Below are 18853 nucleotides of genomic sequence, written 5' to 3'. Positions count from 1 at the left end.
GCCGCGAGCCGGCACTCGGCCGTCGGTCGGACGCTCCCCCGCGCCCGATCGGCGGCCGATTTCGGTTTGCCGTGAACCGCTCCCCCACCCCTGGACAAGCCCCCAAGCGCTCGCCTAAGGTTGTTCCGCGCACGAGAAGATTGTCGAACCCTGTCTGAATTCCCCAGTGAGGGCGGGTGGTCTTCCCCAGGACCAATCGGCACAGTGCGCGCAGGGCCCCCTCGGCCGCGTCCAGTCCCCAAGTGGATGGCCCGAGGGGGTCACTTCATTCTCAGTATTTCGCGATACCAGGATGATATCCGGGTTCTCGAGATTTGTCCCCCTTTTGGGGGACAAATCATAAGATCGTCCGTTATGCTGATCTCAGACGCACCCTCCGGTCGTCCTTGGGCCCCCATCGCTCCCCCCGCGGTGGGGGCCCGTCCAATTCCCCGGAGCGCGGCCCCATCCCGCGGGTCTCCTCCCGGGCGATCGGCCCCGGATCCGCTCCGCCGGTCCGTGCAACGTTTATGTCACCTTGTCTCCCGGGGTATTGCTATACAGCTTCTCTCGGATAGGTTTGGCATCGTCGGTGCGTCTGCGCCGACGTAGGCCCAAGCAAGAAGGCAGTACATGACTCAGGGCACGGTTAAGTGGTTCAACTCGGAGAAGGGCTTCGGCTTCATCTCCCCCGATGACGGTGGAGCTGACGTGTTCGCGCACTACTCCGCCATTGCGACGTCCGGTTACCGCTCGCTCGACGAGAACCAGCGCGTCGAGTTCGATGTGGCGCAGGGCCCCAAGGGCCTGCAGGCCGAGAACATCCGTCCGCTCTGAGCGACTCAACGGACTGAACTCCCCGGGGCCTCGGCCTCGGGGAGTTTTCTTTTGCGCTCAATTGACCGCGAGACCGAACCCGCGTCGCGAGACCGAGGATGCGACGCGGGGTCTCGCGACGCGGATTCGGTCTCGCTGATCCGTCACGGGCTGGGCAGCAGGATCCGCTGCAGCTCCTCGGGCGAGGAGACCACGGCGAAGGCGCCGGTGGACTCCCCCGGCTCGCCGAAGCCCCAGTCCACGAAGATCACCGGGATCCCGAACGGCTCCGCGCCCTCGACGTCGTGGCTGCGGTCGCCGATGAGCACGGGCCGGCTCGTGTCCACGCCGGCCTCGTCGAGCAGGGCGAGCGCCCGCCGGATCACCGCCGGCTTGCCCTCGTGCCGCCCGGAGGCGTCGGGGAGGGCGCCGGCGATCGCGACGAAGTCCCGCGACAGGCCGTAGTGCCCGAGGATCGCGACGACCTGGTTCTCCGGCTTCGAACTCGCGGTGGCCTGCGGGATCCCCGCGGCCTTCACCGCCTGCAGTACCTCGGCGACGCCCGGGTAAATCCGCACCGAGGTGGCGTAGCCGTCGCGCGCGGCGAGCTCGCGGTACATCTGCGACGCCTGCGACGCCTCGTCGGCGCTCATGCCGCTGTGCTCCTGGAAGGAGTCGAACAGCGGCGGCCCGATCCACCGCGGCAGCTCGTCGGCGCTCGGCGCCTGCCTGCCGAACGCGGTGAGCACCTCGGCCAGGCGCGGCAGGATCCCCGCCGAGGCGTCGGCGATGGTGCCGTCGACGTCCCAGAGGACGCAGGAGTACGGGGACGCGGGCATGCTCTCAGCCTACGGGCGCGCGCAGGCCGGACCGCGCGTCAGAACAGCCGCGGCGCGCCAGACTCGATGCCCTTCATGTCCTCGTAGTCGAGGACGAGGCAGCGGATCCCCCGATCCTCGGCGAGCACGCGCGCCTGCGGCTTGATCTCCTGCGCGGCGAACACGCCCTGCACGGGCGCGAGGTGCGGGTCGCGGCCGAGCAGCTCGAGGTAGCGGGTGAGCTGCTCGACGCCGTCGATGTCGCCGCGGCGCTTGACCTCGACGGCGATCGCGACGCCGTCCGCGTCGCGCACCATCAGGTCGACGGGGCCGATCGCGGTGGGGTACTCGCGGCGCATCAGGGTCGCGCCCTCGGCGATGAGGTCGACCTGCTCGGCGAGGAGGCGCTGCAGGTCCGCCTCGACGCCGTCCTTCTGCAGGCCGGGGTCGACGCCCAGGTCGTGGTTCGTGTCGTGCAGGATCTCGTAGATCTGCACGCGCAGCGCGTCGCCGGTCTTCTGGTGGGTGACCCGCCAGACCTCGGCGACGCCGGCCGACGCCTCCTCCTCCCCCGGCTCCTCGGACTCGAGGCGGCACGGCGGGCTCATCCAGTTCAGCGGCTTGTAGCTGCCGCCGTCGGAGTGCACGAGCAGGCTGCCGTCGCCCTTGTGCACGAGCAGCCGCGTGGCCAGAGGCAGATGGGCATTGAGCCGGCCGGTGTAGTCCACGGCGCAGCGGGCGATGACGAGACGCACCCGAAGAGCCTATCCGGGACCGAAGCCCGCAGAGGGCGCGAACGGCTGCGACGCCTGCACGATGAGGGGACGGATGCACGACGGGATCCTCGGATCCGTCGTGCAGCCGTCGCACGGTCGTGCAGCCGTCGCACGGTCGTGCAGCCGTCGCAGGACCGGCGGGCCGGAGCGCGCGGGCGGCCGGAGCCTCAGGCCACCGGCACCTTCTCGTCCTCGCGGAGCGGGCGGGCGGCGCCGGAGAACAGGCCGGAGAGCGCGGCGAGCACGACGAGGATGAACAGGGTGTTCAACAGGCCCACGTGGTTGCTGATGACCCCGAGGATCGGCGGGCCGCCGAGGAAGGCGATGTAGCCGATCGTGGCGGCCGCGCTCACGCGGGCGGCGGCCTTGGCGGGGTCGTCCGCCGCGGCCGACATGCCGAGCGGGAAGCCGAGCGAGGCCCCGATCCCCCAGAGCGCCGCGCCGGCGAACATGAGCGGCAGGCTCGGCGCCAGGATGAAGAGCAGGATCCCGCCCGCGGCGGTGATCGCGAGGATCCGGAGCACGATGACCCGGCCGAACCGGTCCACGAGCGGGCCTCCGAACAGCCGCACGAGCGTCATCGCGACGGAGAACGTGGCCAGGCCGGCGGCGCCCACCGCGTCCTGGGCGCCGTGGCCCTCGACGACGCCGAGTGCGAGCCAGTCGTTCGCGCCGCCCTCCGCGAAGGACATGCCGAGCATGACGACGCCGAGCGCATAGGTGCGCGGCTCGCGCCAGGCGGCCAGGGCCGTGTGCATGCGCTCGCTCCACGACGGCTTCGGGGCGTCGACCGTCGGATCCAGCGTCTCTTCGCGGCGCGGCACGTTCGCGACGCCGACCACCGCGACGACGACGATCACGACGGCGACGACCGCCGTGTGCGGGCCGACGCCGATCCCGAGCAGGGCCGCTCCCCCGCCGAGGCCTGCGCCGATCACGGTGCCGAAGCTGAAGAAGGCGTGGAACACCGGCAGGATCGTCCTCCCCGCATGCTGCTCGATCGCCGTCGCCTCGACGTTCATCATCACGTCGAGGCTGCCGCCGCCGAGCCCGAACAGGACGAGGCCGACGACGACCACCGGGACGGCGTGGAGCACCTCGGCGCCGACGCCGATGAGCGCCGTGCCGGCCGCCGTCGCGAGGAGCGTGACCAGCATGCCGCGGCGGCCCCCCGTGCGGGCCAGCACGGCCGGGCTCGTGGAGATTCCGACGATCGACGAGATCCCCATGCCGAGTAGCACGATGCCGAGCTGCGCCTTGTCGATCCCCAGGTCCTGCTTGATCGCGGGGACCCGCGACGCCCAGGTCGCCATGGTCATGCCGCTGACGAGGAAGATCGCGAAGATCGCGGCGCGCCAGCGGACGAACTGGGAACGGGTCAGAGCGGAGTCCATGCGGCCACCTTATCGAATCGATTCGATCTCTGTGATCCCAACGATGTTATTGTCGAGACATGAGCTCCGACGCGGAACCCGCCGGCCGGCATCGACGGGCGACGATCTCCGACGTCGCCCGCGCCGCCGGGGTCTCGATGTCCACCGCATCCGTGGTGTTCAGCGGCAAGGCGCCCGTCGCCGAGGCCACCAGGGAGCGCGTCCTGGCGGCCGCGGGGGAGCTCGGCTACACCGGACCGGATCCGCGTGCCGCCTCGCTGCGCCGGGGGAGGAGCGGCATCGTCGCGGTCGCCTTCGAGGAGCACCTGCGCACCGCATTCCTGGATCCCGTGAAGACGGCGATGATGGACGGCCTCACCGACGGCCTCGCCGAGCTCGGCTCCGGCGTGCTGCTGCTGCGCGACGAGCCGGGTCTCGGGCCCGACGCCCCGACGCTCGCGACCGCGCCGATCGACGCCGCCGTGCTGATCGGTTGCAGCGGCCGGATGCGCGAGTCCCTCGACGCGGTCCTCGCGCGGGGCCTGCCGGTCGTGGTGATCGAGGGGGACGCCGGCGACGAGGTGCCGCGGATCGAGCTGGACAACGGCGAGGCGGCCGCGCAGCTCGCCCACCATGTGCGCGCGCTCGGACACCGCAGGGTGGCCGTCGTCACGCTGCCGTTCGACGCCGAGCGCGAACGCGGCGACGCGACGCCGGAGCGGATCGCGCAGATCGTGCTGCCGGTGACCCGGATCCGCCTGCAGAGCACGCTCGAGGTGTTCCCGGACGCCCGCGTCGTCTCGGCCGGCGCCAGCCTCATCGACGAGGGCGTGATCGCTGGACGTACGCTGTTCGCAGATCCGCGATCCCGCCCGACCGCGGTCATCGCGCAGAGCGACCTGCTCGCCGCCGGGGTGATCCGCGCGGCCGAGGAGGCGGGGCTGAGGGTGCCCGAGGACGTCAGCGTCGCCGGGTTCGACGGGATCGCCGTGGACGGCATCGGCGAGCACGTGCTGACCACCGCCGTACAGCCCGCCGCGGAGAAGGGCCGCGCCGCGGGGGATGCCGTGGCGCGCATGCTCGCGGGGGAGCAGCCCGCATCGATCCGGTTCACCTGCACGTTCCGCGAGGGGACGACGACGGGGCCGGTCACGGGCGCGGAAACCCGCGCACCCTAAAATGAGGGGGAACCCGCCCGCCTGAGTCGCTGAGACCGACGAGCCAGAGGAGTCGAGCCATGCTGATCCTCCTCTGCGTGTTCGCCCTCGCCTCGCTGCTGCTGCCGTTGCTCGTCGCCAGGATCGGGGCGCGCGCCTTCGCGGTCGCGGCGCTCGTGCCGGCTACGGCCTTCGTGCACGCGGCCGCGCTCACGCCCGTGGTGCTGGAGGGCGCGTCGGATCCCCGTCTGACCCCGCAGGAGTCGACGCCGTGGATCCCGCAACTCGGACTGTCGCTCTCCTTCCGGCTGGACGAGCTCAGCTGGCTGCTCGCGCTCATCGTCACCGGCGTCGGGGCGCTCGTCCTGCTGTACTGCCGTTGGTACTTCCGCGACTCGAAGGGCGGGATCGGGCAGTTCGCTGCGGTGCTGCTCGCGTTCGCGGGGGCGATGTACGGCCTGGTCACGACCGACGACCTGGTGCTGCTGGTGATGTTCTGGGAGGCCACGAGCATCCTGTCCTACCTGCTCATCGGGCACTACCACCGACGCGGTGCGAGCCGTCGTGCCGCTCTGCAGGCGCTGCTCGTGACGACGCTGGGGGGCCTGGCGATGTTCGTCGGCGTCGTCTTCCTGGCCGTCGACGCGGGGACGTCGAGCATCACCCGGATCCTCGATCTGCACCCGACCGGGCCGCTCGTCGACGCCGCGATCGTGCTGCTGCTCGTCGGCGCGCTGAGCAAGTCCGCGATCTTCCCGTTCCACTTCTGGTTGCCCGGCGCGATGGCCGCGCCCACTCCGGTGAGCGCATACCTGCACGCCGCGGCCATGGTGAAGGCCGGCATCTACCTCATCGCGCGGTTCGCTCCGGTGTTCGCGCTGTCCGGGCCGTGGCGGCCGATCACGATCGCGCTCGGCGTGTTCACGATGCTGCTGGGCGGGATCCAGGCGCTGCGCGAGACGGACCTGAAGCGGATCCTCGCGTTCGGCACGGTGAGCCAGCTCGGCTTCTTCACCGTGGTGCTCGGCTACGGCACGTCCGACGCGATCCTCGCGGGACTGGCGCTCGTGATCAGCCACGCGCTGTTCAAGTCGGCGTTGTTCCTCATCGTCGGCATCATCGACCGTCAGCTCTCCACACGCGACGTGACGGAGATCTCCGGGCTCGGGCGGCAGGCCCCGGTGCTCGCGGCCATCGGGTTCCTCGCCGTGGCGTCGATGATGGGGATCCCGCCGACGATCGGCTTCGTGGCGAAGGAGGCGACGCTCGCCTCGCTCTTCGACGAGTCGCTCCGCGGCTCTCCCTGGGGGATCGCGGCCCTCGCGGGCGTGATCCTCGGATCCATTCTCACCACGGCATACGGCGCACGCTTCCTCTGGGGCGCGTTCTGGCGGAAGAAGGACGCCCGCGGCGACTACATGCCGGAGACGGAATGGCCACGTCCGCCGTTCGGGTTCCTCGTGTCGCCGTTCGTGCTCGCGGCGGGGACGGTCGTGTTCGGCGCCATCGCCCCGGCGGTCGACGCCATGCTCTACGGCTACGCGGACGATGCGAAGGCGCCCGGCTTCGACGGCCAGGACCTCTCGCCCGGTCACCTGGCGCTCTGGCACGGCTTCGCCCCGGCGCTGTTCCTCTCGCTCGGCGCGGTGGTGCTCGGGCTCGGGCTGTTCGCGCTGCTGCAGCGGACCGGCTGGGATCGCCGCCCCCGCCTGATCCGCGCCACCGCGCAGGATGCGTACTACTTCGTGATGCGGAGCGTGGACCGGCTGTCCGTCGCGACGACCACCGTCACCCAGCGCGGTTCGCTGCCCGTGTACGTCGGCACGATCTTCGTCGTCGTGATCTCCGCCGAAGCCGCCGCCCTCCTCGCCGGCGGCCCGGCGAACGCGCAGCTGAGCGCCTGGCACACGCCGATCCAGCTCGTCGTCGCGCCGATCATGATCGCCGCCGGGGTCCTCGCGATCCGCGCGCAGAAGCGATACACCGGGGTCGTGCTCGTCTCGGTCACCGGCCTCGGCATGGTGGTCCTGTTCGGCACGAGCGGCGCACCCGACCTCGCCCTCACGCAGATCCTCGTCGAGACCGTCACCCTCGTGACATTCGCGCTCGTGCTGCGCCGCCTTCCCGCGCGGATGGGGGAGCACAACGCCTCGGTCGGCCGGGTGCCGCGCGCGATCCTCGGCGTCGCCGCGGGCGTCATGATGGCGCTCGTCGCGATCGTCGCCACCGGATCCCGCGTCGCCGCGCCCGTCTCCGAGCAGTTCCCGAAGCTCGCGTACGAACTGGGCCACGGCCGGAACGTCGTGAACGTGGCGCTCGTCGACCTGCGCGGCTGGGACACGATGGGGGAGCTGTCGGTGCTCGTGCTCGCCGCGACCGGTGTGGCCTCGCTCGTGTTCGTGACACACCGGGCCGACCGGCTCTCCGCCACGAAGGCGCTGCCGGAGGGATCCCGCCAGGTCCGTCGCCGACCGCTCGTCGAGACGACGGAGGGCATCAGGGTGCAGACCGCGGGCGACACCGGGCCGCGCGCCTGGCTCGTCGGCGGCCGGAACGTGAAGCCGGAGAACCGCTCGATCCTGCTCGAGGTGATCGTGCGGATCCTCTTCCACACCATCATCGTGGTCTCGATCTACCTGCTGTTCGCCGGTCACAACGCACCGGGCGGCGGCTTCGCCGGGGGACTGGTCGCCGGAATGGCCCTGGTCATGCGCTACATCGCCGGCGGCCGCTGGGAGCTCGGCGCCGCCGCGCCCACCGACGCCGGCCGCCTGCTCGGGGCGGGGCTGATCCTCGCCGTCGGGTCCGCCGTCGTGCCGCTGCTGTTCGGGCTCGCGCCGCTGTCGAGCACGGTGTGGGAGGCGGAGATCCCCGTCATCGGGCACATCGAGTTCGTCAGCTCGACGATCTTCGACATCGGCGTCTACCTCGTCGTGATCGGCCTCGTACTGGACGTGCTGCGCAGCCTCGGTGCGGAGGTCGACCGGCAGACGATCGAGATGCGCGCGCGGGGGGTGGACATCTGATGGACGTCTCCCTCACCCTCATCGTGATCATGGCCGTGCTCTTCGGCTGCGGCGTGTACGCGATGCTCGAGCGCAGCCTGACGCGCGTGCTCATCGGCTTCCTGCTGCTGGGCAACGCGGCGAACCTGCTCCTGCTCATCGTCATGGGACGCCCGGGGAAGGCGCCGTTCTTCGGCGTCGAGGGCGCTCTCAGCGATCCGCTGCCCCAGGCGCTCACCCTCACGGCGATCGTCATCACGTTCGCCGTCTCGGCGTTCCTGCTCGCGCTCATCTACCGCTCCTGGCAGCTGGGCAAGGCCGACACCGTCGAGGACGACGAGGCCGACATCGCGCTGCGCGAGCGCACGGAGATCGAGGAGGACCTCATCGACGACGAGGTCGACCTCGAGGGGGAGGACGCGACCACGGACTTCGTGGGCGTCGTCACCGCGCCGATCCGGGTGCTGCACGCCGGGGAGTTCGAGGGCGTCGTCGACGACGCGCCGGTGGACAGGCCGCTCGATGCGGGCGGCGTTTCGTCTCGCTCCGCTCGCTCAACGACCGAGAGCGGACGCTCTTCGCGGTCGTCGAGCGAGGACGACGAAGCCGACCGAGACGAACCGCGGCGAGCCGACAGAGAGACCGAGGAAGGGGAGGACCGCCCGTGAGCGCGCTCGTCCCGCTGCTCGTCGCGCTCCCGTTGCTGGGGGCCGCGATCACCCTCGTGTTCGGCCGGAACACCCGGGTGCAGGTCGTCGTCACGGTGGCGACCCTGGCCGCGGTCTCGGTGATCGCCGCGACCCTGCTCGTGATCGTCGACCGGACACATGCCATCGCGGTCATGGTGGGCGGATGGCCCGCGCCGTTCGGGATCGTGCTCTACGTCGACCGGCTCGCCGCCCTGCTCGTGCTCGTCTCGAGCATCGTGCTCGTCGCGGTCCTCCTGTTCTCCATCGGTCAGGGCGCGGCCGACGGCACGGACGAGACGCCGATCTCGATCTTCAACCCGTCTTACCTGATCCTCGCCGCCGGCATCTTCAACGCGTTCATCGCGGGCGATCTGTTCAACCTCTACGTCGGCTTCGAGATCCTGCTCGTCGCGTCGTACGTGCTGATCACGCTCGGCAGCACGGAGTCCCGGATCCGCACCGGCGCGGTGTACATCGTCGTCTCGCTCGTTTCGTCGGTGCTGTTCCTCGTCGCGATCGCGCTGATATATGCCGCGCTCGGCACGGTGAACATGGCGCAGATCGCGGAGCGGATGGGGGAGATCCCGCCGAGCACGCAGCTGGTGCTGCACCTCATGCTCGTGGTGGCGTTCGGGATCAAGGCGGCCGTGTTCCCGATGTCGTTCTGGCTGCCCGACTCGTATCCGACCGCGCCTGCGCCGGTCACCGCGGTGTTCGCGGGCCTGCTCACCAAGGTCGGCGTGTACGCGCTGATCCGCACCGAGACGCAGCTGTTCGCCACCGACGGGATCAACACCCTGCTCATGGTCGTGGCGCTCGCGACGATGGTGATCGGGATCCTCGGCGCGGTCGCGCAGGCGGAGCTGAAGAGGATCCTCTCCTTCACCCTGGTCAGCCACGTCGGGTACATGGTGTTCGGTCTCGCGATCGCGACGACCACGGCGATCGGCGCCACGGTGTACTACATCGTGCACCACATCATCGTGCAGACGACCCTGTTCCTCGCGGTCGGACTCGTGGAGCGCCGGGCCGGCAGCACGTCGATCCTGAAGGTGCGCGGACTGATGAAGGCCGCCCCGCTGATCGCCGTACTGTACTTCGTGTCGGCGATCAACCTCGGCGGACTGCCGCCGTTCTCGGGCTTCATCGGCAAGTTCGCTCTGTTCCAGGCGGCGGCGCAGGTCGCGACGCCGCTCATCTGGACGTTGATCGTCGGCGGCGTGCTCACCTCGCTGCTCACCCTGTATGCCCTCATGCGCGCCTGGAACCTGGCGTTCTGGCGCGAGAAGGAGGACAAGGAGACGCCGGAGGACAACGAGCGCATCGTGCACCTGAGCACCGCGCCCGCCGCGGACGAGCAGCAGGAGCGCCGCCGGATCCCGGGCATCATGACATATGCCACGGCGGGCATGGTCGCGGTCACGGTCTCGCTGACGGTCTTCGCGGGCCCGATCTTCGGGCTGTGCGAGCGGATCGGATCCACCCTGCTGCAGCCCGTGCACCTGGAGACGCTCGAGACCGGCGGCGGCGGGAGCGGCACATGACCCCGGACGCCAAGCGCAGCCTGTGGCGGGCGACCGTCGCGCAGCTGCCGTTCCTGATCTGGCTGATCGTGCTGTGGATGCTGCTCTGGGGCCAGTTCACCGTGCTGTCCGCGGCGACGGGGATCGCGGTCGCGCTCATCGTGACGCGCGTGTTCCGGCTGCCGACGATCGAGCTGCCCGGGCGGATCAACCTGTGGTGGACGGCGATCCTCGTCGTGCAGTTCCTCGCCGCGGTCGTGCACGGATCCCTCAGCGTCGCGGCGCAGGTGCTCGATCTGCGCCGCCAGCCGGGTGCGGCGATCATCGCGGTGCCGCTGCGCTACGCCGACGACCTGGTGATGACGCACGTCGCCGTCACCGCGTCGCTGATCCCCGGATCGCTCATCGTCGAGGCCGACCGCGACACCCGCACGCTGTACCTGCACGTGATCGGCGTACGGTCGATGGACGACGTCGACCGCCAGCGCGCGGGCGTGCTGCGCTGGGAGCGCCGGATCGTGCGCGCGCTCGGCAACCCCTCCCAGGTGAAGGCGCTCCGGGCGGACCGGGACGCCGCAACCCGAGGCACGGTCGGCAGGAGAAGGGACGGGCGCCGATGAATCCGCTCCTGCTGGTGATCATGGTCGTGTTCGCGATCGCCGCGATCCTCGCGGTGATCCGGATCGCGGTCGGGCCGTCGATCCTCGACCGCGTGGTCGCCGCCGATGTGCTGCTCACCGAGGTGATGTGCGTGCTCGGCGCCGACATGGCGATCAACCACCACACGCGCACTCTCCCCGTGCTCATCGTCGTGGCCGCGGTCGGCGTGTTCGGGTCGATCGCGGTGGCCCGGTATGTCGCCCGAAGGGACAACACGCCCTCATGAACGTGTTCGATCTCCGGATCCCGGACGCGGTCGTCGACACGGCCGTGTGGGTGCTCGTGCTGATCGGCGCCCTGCTCTGCCTCACCGCCGCGATCGGGCTGCTCCGGTTCCGCGACGTGCCGACCCGCCTGCACGCCGCGACCAAGCCGCAGGTGCTCGGGCTGCTGCTCATCTGCGTCGCGATCGCGCTGTCGCAGCGCTCCGTGGTCGGGATCGTGCTGGGCGTGCTCCTGGTCGTGCCCGTGGTGCTGATGCAGTTCGCGACGGTGCCGCTCGCCGCGCACATGGTCGGCCGCCAGGCGTACCGCAACGGCACGATCGACGAGCGGTCGCTGGTCGTCGACGAGCTCGCCGAATCGAAGGAGACCCCGCCCGCCTCGGGCGGCTGAGGGTCGGATCCTTCCCCCGCTCGCTGGTCGCGACACGCCCTCGTTCGGGTGCCGTGGCGACGTTTCGCGCCCAGCGAGCGGGGTGTGGCCGCTGAACTCTGTGCTCGCTGGTCGCGACACGCCCTCATTCCGGCGTCGCGGCGACGTTTCGCGACCAGCGAGCGGAGGGTCAGGTCGCGGCGGGATCGGTGGGATCCGAGGGCGAGGGACCCTGGGACGCGGGCGCCGCCGGCACCCGCCCGATCTGCGCGAGCGACCGGTCGAGCACCGTGATCAGCAGGAACACCACCGAGATCCCGACCACGACCCAGCCGAGAACGTGCAAGCCCGCGGTCGTCGCCCGGGCGCCGTACGCGTTGCCGTAGATCACGGCCGACACGATCGCGCCGAGGTAGAAGAAGGTGCGCAGCAGGCCCGCGGAGGAGGCGATGCGCTCGGGCTCCGCCTGGAAGTACAGCGCGTTCTGGATCGCGAGGTTGTTCAGGCCCTGCGGGATGCCGAGGACGAGCATCGCGAGCACGAGGAACCACACCGGCGAGGATCCGGTCATGAAGAGCACGAGGATCCCTGCGGTGAGCTGCGCGGTCGAGCCGACGAGCAGCTTCCACACGACCTCGGGGCGTCGGCCGAAGGCCAGTGCCACGGCCACTCCCGCCGCGAACACCGGCAGCAGCACGAGCCCGGCGGTGGTCGGGGTGAGGCCGCGCCCGTCCTCGAGCCACTGCGTGAAGCCGTACACGAACGTGTACGAGATCGTCGCCGTGAGCAACGACCGCGTGTAGCTGAGCAGCAGCGGCAGGTTCCCGGAGAGCACCCGGACGTCGATGAACGGATCCGGGATCCGCCGCTCCCACCACACGAAGGCGGTGCCGGCGGCAGCCGTGACGACGAGCAGCCAGACCAGCCCGGGGGAGACGTTCTGCAGGAACACGAGGAGGGCGAGCATCGCCACGGCGAACAGGACGATGCCGATGCCGTCGATGCGCGGACGGTCCTCGGGGGCGGGTTCCAGGCCGGTCCGATGTGGGAAGAACAGCGCACCGAGCACGAGCGACCCGATCCCCAGCGGGACGTTCACGGCGAACGTGGCGCGCCAGCCCCAGCCGCCGATGAGCAGTCCGCCGAGGGCCGGGGCGACGACCGCGACGGTCTGCGTCGTCACCGACAGCAGGGTCAGGATCCCCGCGGGGGACGCGAGCCCGGTGCGATCGGCCTCCGCGCGGATCAGGTGCATCGCGGCCGGGTAGCCGGCGCAGGTGCCGAGGCCGAGGATCACGCGCGCCGCGACGAGCCACCAGATGCTCTCCCGCGACTCCGGGGCGAGCAGTCCGATCGCGCCGGCGACGGTCACGAGCGCCGCTCCGAGCAGGAACAGCGGCTTGACGCCGAAGATGTCGACCAGCCGACCGACCAGCGGCTGACCGACCGCGGTGGCCAGGTACAGGCTCGACACCAGCCACACCGTCTCGCTCGCCGGCGCGCCCAGCGCCACCCCGATCGGAGTCAGCGCGACCGCGATGATCGCGGTGTTGATCGGGTTCAGGATCGACCCGACCATCATCGGCGCGAGCAGGCGCCGGTCGAACCGTCCCGCGGGTGCGGCGCGGAGACTCATCGCCGTGCGATCCGATCCCGGAGAATCCCCGCGATCCCGGCGATCATCTCCCGCTCGACGCACATGTCGACAGCCTAAGCTCCCCGCGGATCCGGCTGCTCCCCCGCGCGCCGACCTCGCCGGCTCCCCGGGCCGACATGACCGCGAGACCGAAACCACGTCGCGAGACCGCCGCGGAATCCCGCGGTCTCGCGACGCAGGTTCGGTCTCGCGGGAAGGAGGGACGGGATCCGGCCCGGCCCTCAGCCGATCAGGCTGGGCTGCAGGTCGCGCAGGGTGCGCGTGTGCGTCATCCGGGTCACGCCGAGCATCGCGAGGATCAGCGCGCCGACCAGCCAGATCCCGAGCACGCCGATGTCGGCGATCGCGCGCGACACCTGGCCGCCGTACATGAGCTGGCGCATCGCGTCGACGACGTAGCCCATCGGCAGCACGTGGTGCAGCGCGGCGAGCGGCCCGGGCAGGGTCTGCCAGGGGAACGTGCCGCCCGCGGTGACGAGCTGCAGCACCATGAGCACGAGGCCCATGAACTGGCCGACGGATCCCAGCCAGACGTTGAGCGCGAGGATGATCGCCGCGTACGTCGCCGAGGCGAGCACCATGATCCCGAGTGCGCCCCAGCCGTTCTGGAACGTGAACCCGAGCGCCCAGGCGAGCACGCCGAGCAGGCCCACCATCTGCAGCGCGCCGAACGCGGCGGGGGTGAGCCAGCCGGCCAGCGTGATCCGGATCGGCGAGTGCAGCGCCGTGACCGCGCGCCGTGAGATCGGCTTCACGATGAGGAACAGGGCGTAGATGCCGATCCAGCCCGCGAGCGCGGCGAAGAACGGCGCCAGGCCCTGGCCGTAGTCCTTCGCGGCCGCGACCTTGTCGCTTCGCACGTCGACCGGGTTCGCGATCGTCTGCGCCTGCTTCTCGCGCAGGTCGGCGGTGGACGCGGGGATCGCCTGCACCCCGGCGGCGAGGCCGTCGTGCAGCTGCGAGATGCCGGCGGCGAGCGTTCCGAGACCGTCGTGCAGGCTCTTCGCGCCGTCGCGGGCGGACGCGGCGCCCGCGCTCAGGGCTGCGGCGCCCGACGCGGCCGTGCTCGCGCCGTAGGCGAGCTGCTGGGACTTGTCCGCGAGGGTCGCGCTGCCGGATGCGACCTGCGCGCTGCCGGCCGCGAGCTGGTCGACCTGCCCGACCGCGCCCTGGACGGCGTCGTTGCCGCTGCGCACCTTGTCGGCGAGCGGATCCAGCTTCGCGAGGACGGCGTCGATCTCGGCGGGGGAGAGGCCGCGGTTCGCGAGCGCGGTGGCGATGTCGCTGCGCACCTGAGGGAGGGCGTCGGTCGCCTGCTGCACGAGGGATCCGGCCTGGTCGGCGTACTGTGCGAGCTGCTGGTTGCCGGCGCTGACCCGCTGCGCGCCGTCGGAGAGCTGGGCCGCACCGTTCGCGAGCTGCTGGGACCCGTCGGCGAGCTGCGCGGTGCCGCTCGCGAGCTGGGCGGCCCCGTCCGCGAGCTGCGCGGTGCCGTCGGCGAGCCGCGCGCTGCCGGCGACCGCGGTGTTCGCCCCGTCGAGCAGCTTCGCCGCGCCGTCGGTCGCCTCGGACAGCTTGTCGCGCACGTCGCTGAGCCCGGTGAGCAGCCGGTCGGCCGCCTCGGTGCCGACCATCTCGGCGACCGAGCGGCGGATCTTCTCGACCGCACCGGATCCGATCGACGACGCGAGGTAGTTGTTCGCGTCGTTGGTTTCGAGCTCGATCCGGGCCTGGTGCGGGTTGTCGCCCGCGGCCGACGTGAGCGCGGCGGAGAACGTCTTCGGGATCGTCACGGTGAAGTCGACGTCGCCGGCCTTGAGGGCGCCGACCGCCTCGGATCCGCTCATCCGGCGCCAGTCGAACGCGTGCCCGTCGAGGAGGTTGCCGGCGACCTTCTCGCCGTAGTTCGTGGTCGTGCCGTCGGTCGTGACGCCCTCGTCCTGGACGACGAGTGCGACGGGGACCTCGGTGAACTTCCCGTACGGATCCTGGTTCGCCCAGAGGTACAGCCCGCCGTAGAGCACCGGCACGCACATGAGCGCGATCAGGGCGATCACGGCCATCGGGCTGGCCGTCAGCCGGCGCAGCTCCGCGGCGATCATCGCGGGGACCTTCATCGCTCTGCTCCGTTCGTGGGGTCGGTGTCGGTGTCGGCGTGGGGGCCAGTGTCGGTGTCTACGACCGGGGGTTCTGCGGCCGGGTCGGGCTCGTCGGATGCCTCCCCGGGGTCGTTGAGCGAGGACGCCGAAGGCGACCGAGACGAAACGCGGTCCCCTGCGGGATCGGGCTCTCCGGGCTCCTCGGACCGCGGCGTTTCGTCTCGCTCCGCTCGCTCAACGACCGAATCCTGGTCGCCGTCGGGCTCGGGCGCTTCGACAGGCTCAGCGACCGGGTCCTCCGCGGGCTCGGCGACCGGATCCGCCTGCGGCAGCAGCGCCGTCTGGCCCGTCACGTCCGCCAGCGGGCGCACGGGCACCGTCGCGTTCGACGGGTAGTCCGTCTCCAGCGCCTCCGGAAGCCGCTCGATCACGGCCGCCGCGGATCCGCCCACGATCACGAGCACGGCGAAGCCCCGGTCCGCGAACTCGGTCGCGATCCGCCACCAGCCCTCCGGGCGTCCGCCATGGCGATCCGGCGAGACGAGGACGAAGCCCTCGACGTCGTCGCGGAGCACGGCCAGCTCGGCCATCACGCGCACGCGCACGGACGGCTTGATCGTGCCGATCGGCTGCGCGGCGAGCTCGCCGAAGCCGATGTCGTTCAGCCAGCGGCGGGCGTGCACCGGGGTCGCGGGCAGCCCTGCGAACATGAGCTCCTCGCCGACCACTGCGGCGAGGGTGACGCCGGGATGCGGGTCGCTGACCTCGGGCGCGTCGACGAGGGCGGTGCGGCGACGCAGCTCCTTGGCGTTCCTCGCGCCGTCGATCGTGACCTCACCGGAGTCGGGCCGCATCCTGCCGGTCGCGATGAGCCCCAGCACGGTGGGGCGCAGTTCGGTCTCGACGAGCACGAAGCGCGCGTGCCCGGTCTCGATCTCGAGCGACGTCGCCGGCAGCGCGTGGCCCTTCTTGCCCTTCGTGACCTCATGGAGTGCGATCCTCATGCGTGGTCCTCCTCGGCGGGAATCGTCGCCAGCGTATCCGCCCGCGATCCGCCGGCCTCGCGCGGCGCGAGCAGGTCGGGGTGGGCGGCGAGCAGCGCGTCGGTCTCGCGCCAGGACAGGCCGGCGATGCTGAGCACCGCGCGCACGGCGATGTCCGCCGCGGCGGGGGAGGAGGCGTCGGTGCGGGTGACGACCGTGCGGGCGCTCTCCTCGATGAGGCGGGCGAGCGTGGGGGCGGCCATGTCTGCGCGCAGCTCGTCGGCGTCCTGACCACGGCGGACGATCGCCGCGAGCACCCGCCGCAGCGGGGCGAGTGCGGCCGCGGTCTCCTCGACGTGGGCTTCGTCCAGCGCGATCGCGGCGGCGACCTGCACGAGTGCGGCCTCGTGCCAGAGGGTCGCGGTGAGCCGCGCGAGCGCGATCCGGCTGTCGGCGTCGTCGACGCGCGCGGCGATGGCGTTGAACCGCTGCGCGCCGGCCGCGATGAGCTCCCGCACGAGCGCGGTGCGATCGTCGAAGTGGCCGTAGAGGGCGCGGCGGCTGAGCCCGGCGGCTCGGGCGATCTGGTCGACCGAGGCGTGCGGATCCGCCGCGAGGGTCTGCGAGGCGGCGGCGAGGATGCCCGCCCGGTTCTCGGCGGCGTCGCGGCGCAGCCGCCGGGGTGCGGAGGTCTCGTTCACCCCTCCAGTGTAGCGCGTAACATGCACAGCAGTGTGCAAGTTATCTGAAGGGGATCACCCGACCGGCGGTCGCAGGCTCGACGGCAGTTCGGCGAAGTCGGCCGTGCGGTCGAGCGAGTTCATCACGGCGAGCAGCTCCGCGGGCGGCGCGATCAGGCGCCGCTCGTCGAGGTGCAGCCATCCGCCGGCGCTCGTGACGGTCGCGCTGAGCCGGCCGTCCGGGCGGTAGATCTCGTGGCGGAGCAGGAACCGGCTCCCGTCCGCCGACTGCCCGGCCAGGGCGTAGGTGACCACGATCTGCTGCTGCAGATGGATCTCGCTGAAGTACTCGACCTCGTCCTTGCGCACGACGGGCCCGAACCGGCGTCGCTGGAACTCCTCGACCGGGAAACCGTGCTCCATCAGGTACATCTGCCGCACATCCGCCGCCTTGTCCAGGTAGGCGGTGTTCTTCATGTGCGCGTTGAAGTCCATGTCGGACCAGCCCGCGTAGAGGGTCTTGCTGTACACGCGCACTCCCTTCGCCGGGACGGATGCGTGATCAGTCTGGACCCGTTCGGATCGGCCGACAAGGATCCGCGGCGCGTCCCGCGGGCGGAGTCCCCGGCCGGCGTTCGGGCTGCGGAATCCTGTCGACGCGGCACCGCTTTCCGGTGTGATGTCTCAGGACTTCGGTGACGGTTCTGTATCAGGACATCGGTGACAGTTGGTGTCTCAGGACATCGGTGACAGTGGGCGTCTTCTGGGGGCCGATCCTCGGGGTCTGCCGTTGCCGACGTAGCGGGTGCCGGGTTGTGGCCAGGGGTGTTCGATGATGAGGGTGCCGCGCTCGTCGAAGATCATGATCAGGGCGGGGTTCCAGATCGCGTGGACTTGAGTGCCGGCGAACTCGTTCCCGAGTTGGAATGTGGTGCCGCGGATGCTGATGTCGCCGTGCGTGCGGACGATCCGGACGGCATCTCCAGTCGCCCCGGGATGGGTGGCAGCGTCAGGGTCTGGCTCTGGCGCGGGAGCTTTCGGTGTCGCGTCCCAGGCCTGTTGCGGGGTGCTCCGACCGGGAAGCGCCTGGTGCGGGCGCTCGGTGTTGTAGATCACGTCGAACCGGTCCACGAGATGTTGGAGTTCCTCGATCGTCCCGGCGAGGGGCTGCTTGTCCAACCATCGGAACAGGGTCTGGTGGAATCGCTCGTTCTTGCCCTGGGTCATGGGGTGCCCGGGCTTCCCGGTGATCGCGACGACGCCGAGCGTGCTCACGTAGGCGACGAGCTGACTGACGATGCCGCGGCGGTGCGGGTTCAATGCGGCACCGTTATCCGTGAGGAGCCGCTGCGGGACCCCATGCCGGGCGATCCCCTTCTCCATCACCGTGACCGCGCCCTTGCTCGTCTCCGCCCTCGCGACATGCGACGCGACCGCGAGACGAGCATGATCATCGGTGAGCTGGAAGATCACGCAGGTCCGTCCGCCCGCGAGGACGTACTCGGTCGCATCGAGTTGCCAGCACGCGTTCGGAGCGGGATACACGAACCGTCGGAACGCGGACCGCGGCTTCTTCTTTGGCTCCACCCGGGCGACGCCCGCTTCGCGGAAGATCCGTGCGAGTGAGGCGATCGACGGGGTCGTGAATCCCATCGATGTCATCTTGTCGTGCACGCTGATCGGCCCGTAGTCGAGCCCGGATCGCTCCAGCGCTGCCCGCACGTCCAGCGCGCTCCGCTTCACCTCCTCGCCGATCTTCGCCGGCGACGCGGACGGACGACGAGACTGCGGCTCCAGCACCGCCGCCGGGCCCTTCTCCCGCGCACGAGCGAGCAGCACATAGAACGTCTTCCGCGAGATCTCGTGCTCTCGACAAAACGACGTCACCGCCCCACGCGGAGCATCCGCAGGCCAACGAGAGATCGCGAGACGGACACGCGCATCAACAGGTTCATTCTTCGACACCGCTCAATCTGAGCCGAGAAGTGTCACCACCAAGACCCCCAGAACTGTCACCGATGTCCTGATACAGAACCGTCACCGA

At 70.8% G+C, this 18853-nt stretch carries 17 protein-coding genes; 8 read left to right on the top strand and 9 right to left on the bottom strand.

The window, feature by feature from the left end:
• Positions 1-612 precede the first annotated feature (612 nt).
• A complete protein-coding gene (locus RBR11_RS12470) occupies positions 613-816 on the top strand; it encodes a cold-shock protein (protein ID WP_159575099.1) in 204 nt (67 codons plus the stop codon).
• A 143-nt stretch (positions 817-959) separates the two neighbouring features.
• Here RBR11_RS12470 and RBR11_RS12465 read toward each other — a convergent pair whose 3' ends face one another.
• From RBR11_RS12465 to RBR11_RS12455, 3 genes are all read right to left on the bottom strand, one after another.
• Positions 960-1634 (bottom strand): HAD hydrolase-like protein, encoded by a 675-nt coding sequence (locus RBR11_RS12465; protein WP_308489675.1) that lies wholly within the window; start codon positions 1632-1634, stop codon positions 960-962.
• A gap of 38 nt (positions 1635-1672) precedes the next feature.
• A complete protein-coding gene (nucS, locus tag RBR11_RS12460; protein ID WP_308489674.1) occupies positions 1673-2368 on the bottom strand; it encodes an endonuclease NucS in 696 nt (231 codons plus the stop codon).
• Positions 2369-2556: 188 nt separating this feature from the next.
• Positions 2557-3783 carry an MFS transporter gene (locus RBR11_RS12455; protein ID WP_308489673.1) on the bottom strand — a complete coding sequence of 409 codons (1227 nt, stop codon included), beginning with the start codon at positions 3781-3783 and terminating at the stop codon, positions 2557-2559.
• 59 nt (positions 3784-3842) lie between these two features.
• Here RBR11_RS12455 and RBR11_RS12450 point away from each other — a divergent pair, with 59 nt between their 5' ends.
• From RBR11_RS12450 to mnhG, 7 genes are read left to right on the top strand one after another with little or no spacing between them, the layout of a single operon-like run.
• Positions 3843-4940: a LacI family DNA-binding transcriptional regulator gene (locus RBR11_RS12450; protein WP_308489672.1), complete on the top strand. Its 1098-nt coding sequence runs from the start codon at positions 3843-3845 to the stop codon at positions 4938-4940.
• A 59-nt stretch (positions 4941-4999) separates the two neighbouring features.
• The gene (locus tag RBR11_RS12445; protein ID WP_308489671.1) at positions 5000-7945 is read left to right on the top strand and encodes a Na+/H+ antiporter subunit A; all 2946 of its coding nucleotides are present in this window, start codon (positions 5000-5002) and stop codon (positions 7943-7945) included.
• Positions 7945-8592 carry a Na(+)/H(+) antiporter subunit C gene (locus tag RBR11_RS12440; RefSeq protein ID WP_308489670.1) on the top strand — a complete coding sequence of 216 codons (648 nt, stop codon included), beginning with the start codon at positions 7945-7947 and terminating at the stop codon, positions 8590-8592. Before RBR11_RS12445 ends, RBR11_RS12440 begins: the two co-directional genes overlap by 1 nt.
• Complete coding sequence (locus RBR11_RS12435; protein ID WP_308489669.1) at positions 8589-10157, top strand: Na+/H+ antiporter subunit D; 1569 nt, start codon at positions 8589-8591, stop codon at positions 10155-10157. Before RBR11_RS12440 ends, RBR11_RS12435 begins: the two co-directional genes overlap by 4 nt.
• Entirely contained in the window at positions 10154-10756 is a 603-nt protein-coding gene (locus RBR11_RS12430; RefSeq protein WP_308489668.1) for a Na+/H+ antiporter subunit E, read from the top strand. Before RBR11_RS12435 ends, RBR11_RS12430 begins: the two co-directional genes overlap by 4 nt.
• Positions 10753-11022 carry an MrpF/PhaF family protein gene (locus RBR11_RS12425; protein ID WP_308489667.1) on the top strand — a complete coding sequence of 90 codons (270 nt, stop codon included), beginning with the start codon at positions 10753-10755 and terminating at the stop codon, positions 11020-11022. The genes RBR11_RS12430 and RBR11_RS12425 overlap by 4 nt, the downstream gene beginning before the upstream one ends.
• Entirely contained in the window at positions 11019-11411 is a 393-nt protein-coding gene (mnhG, locus tag RBR11_RS12420; protein WP_308489666.1) for a monovalent cation/H(+) antiporter subunit G, read from the top strand. The genes RBR11_RS12425 and mnhG overlap by 4 nt, the downstream gene beginning before the upstream one ends.
• Positions 11412-11580: 169 nt before the next feature.
• Here mnhG and RBR11_RS12415 read toward each other — a convergent pair whose 3' ends face one another.
• The 6 genes from RBR11_RS12415 to RBR11_RS12390 all read right to left on the bottom strand — a co-directional run bounded on the left by RBR11_RS12415 (position 11581) and on the right by RBR11_RS12390 (position 18774).
• Positions 11581-13026 carry an MFS transporter gene (locus RBR11_RS12415; RefSeq protein ID WP_308489665.1) on the bottom strand — a complete coding sequence of 482 codons (1446 nt, stop codon included), beginning with the start codon at positions 13024-13026 and terminating at the stop codon, positions 11581-11583.
• 242 nt (positions 13027-13268) lie between these two features.
• Positions 13269-15164, bottom strand: coding sequence for a YhgE/Pip family protein (locus tag RBR11_RS12410; RefSeq protein WP_308489664.1), 1896 nt, complete (start codon positions 15162-15164; stop codon positions 13269-13271).
• A complete protein-coding gene (locus RBR11_RS12405; protein WP_308489663.1) occupies positions 15161-16150 on the bottom strand; it encodes a P-loop NTPase family protein in 990 nt (329 codons plus the stop codon). Before RBR11_RS12405 ends, RBR11_RS12410 begins: the two co-directional genes overlap by 4 nt.
• The gene (locus tag RBR11_RS12400) at positions 16147-16830 is read right to left on the bottom strand and encodes a TetR/AcrR family transcriptional regulator (protein WP_308489662.1); all 684 of its coding nucleotides are present in this window, start codon (positions 16828-16830) and stop codon (positions 16147-16149) included. Before RBR11_RS12400 ends, RBR11_RS12405 begins: the two co-directional genes overlap by 4 nt.
• 54 nt (positions 16831-16884) lie before the next feature.
• The gene (locus tag RBR11_RS12395) at positions 16885-17340 is read right to left on the bottom strand and encodes a thioesterase family protein (protein ID WP_308489661.1); all 456 of its coding nucleotides are present in this window, start codon (positions 17338-17340) and stop codon (positions 16885-16887) included.
• 204 nt (positions 17341-17544) lie between these two features.
• Entirely contained in the window at positions 17545-18774 is a 1230-nt protein-coding gene (locus RBR11_RS12390) for an integrase core domain-containing protein (RefSeq protein WP_419956798.1), read from the bottom strand.
• Positions 18775-18853 lie beyond the last annotated feature (79 nt).

It is taken from the genome of Microbacterium capsulatum (genome assembly GCF_030865425.1).
Classification (GTDB): Bacteria; Actinomycetota; Actinomycetes; order Actinomycetales; family Microbacteriaceae; genus Microbacterium; species Microbacterium capsulatum.
Note: the sequence above shows the minus strand (reverse complement) of the source record. Positions and strands in the feature narration are given on the sequence as shown.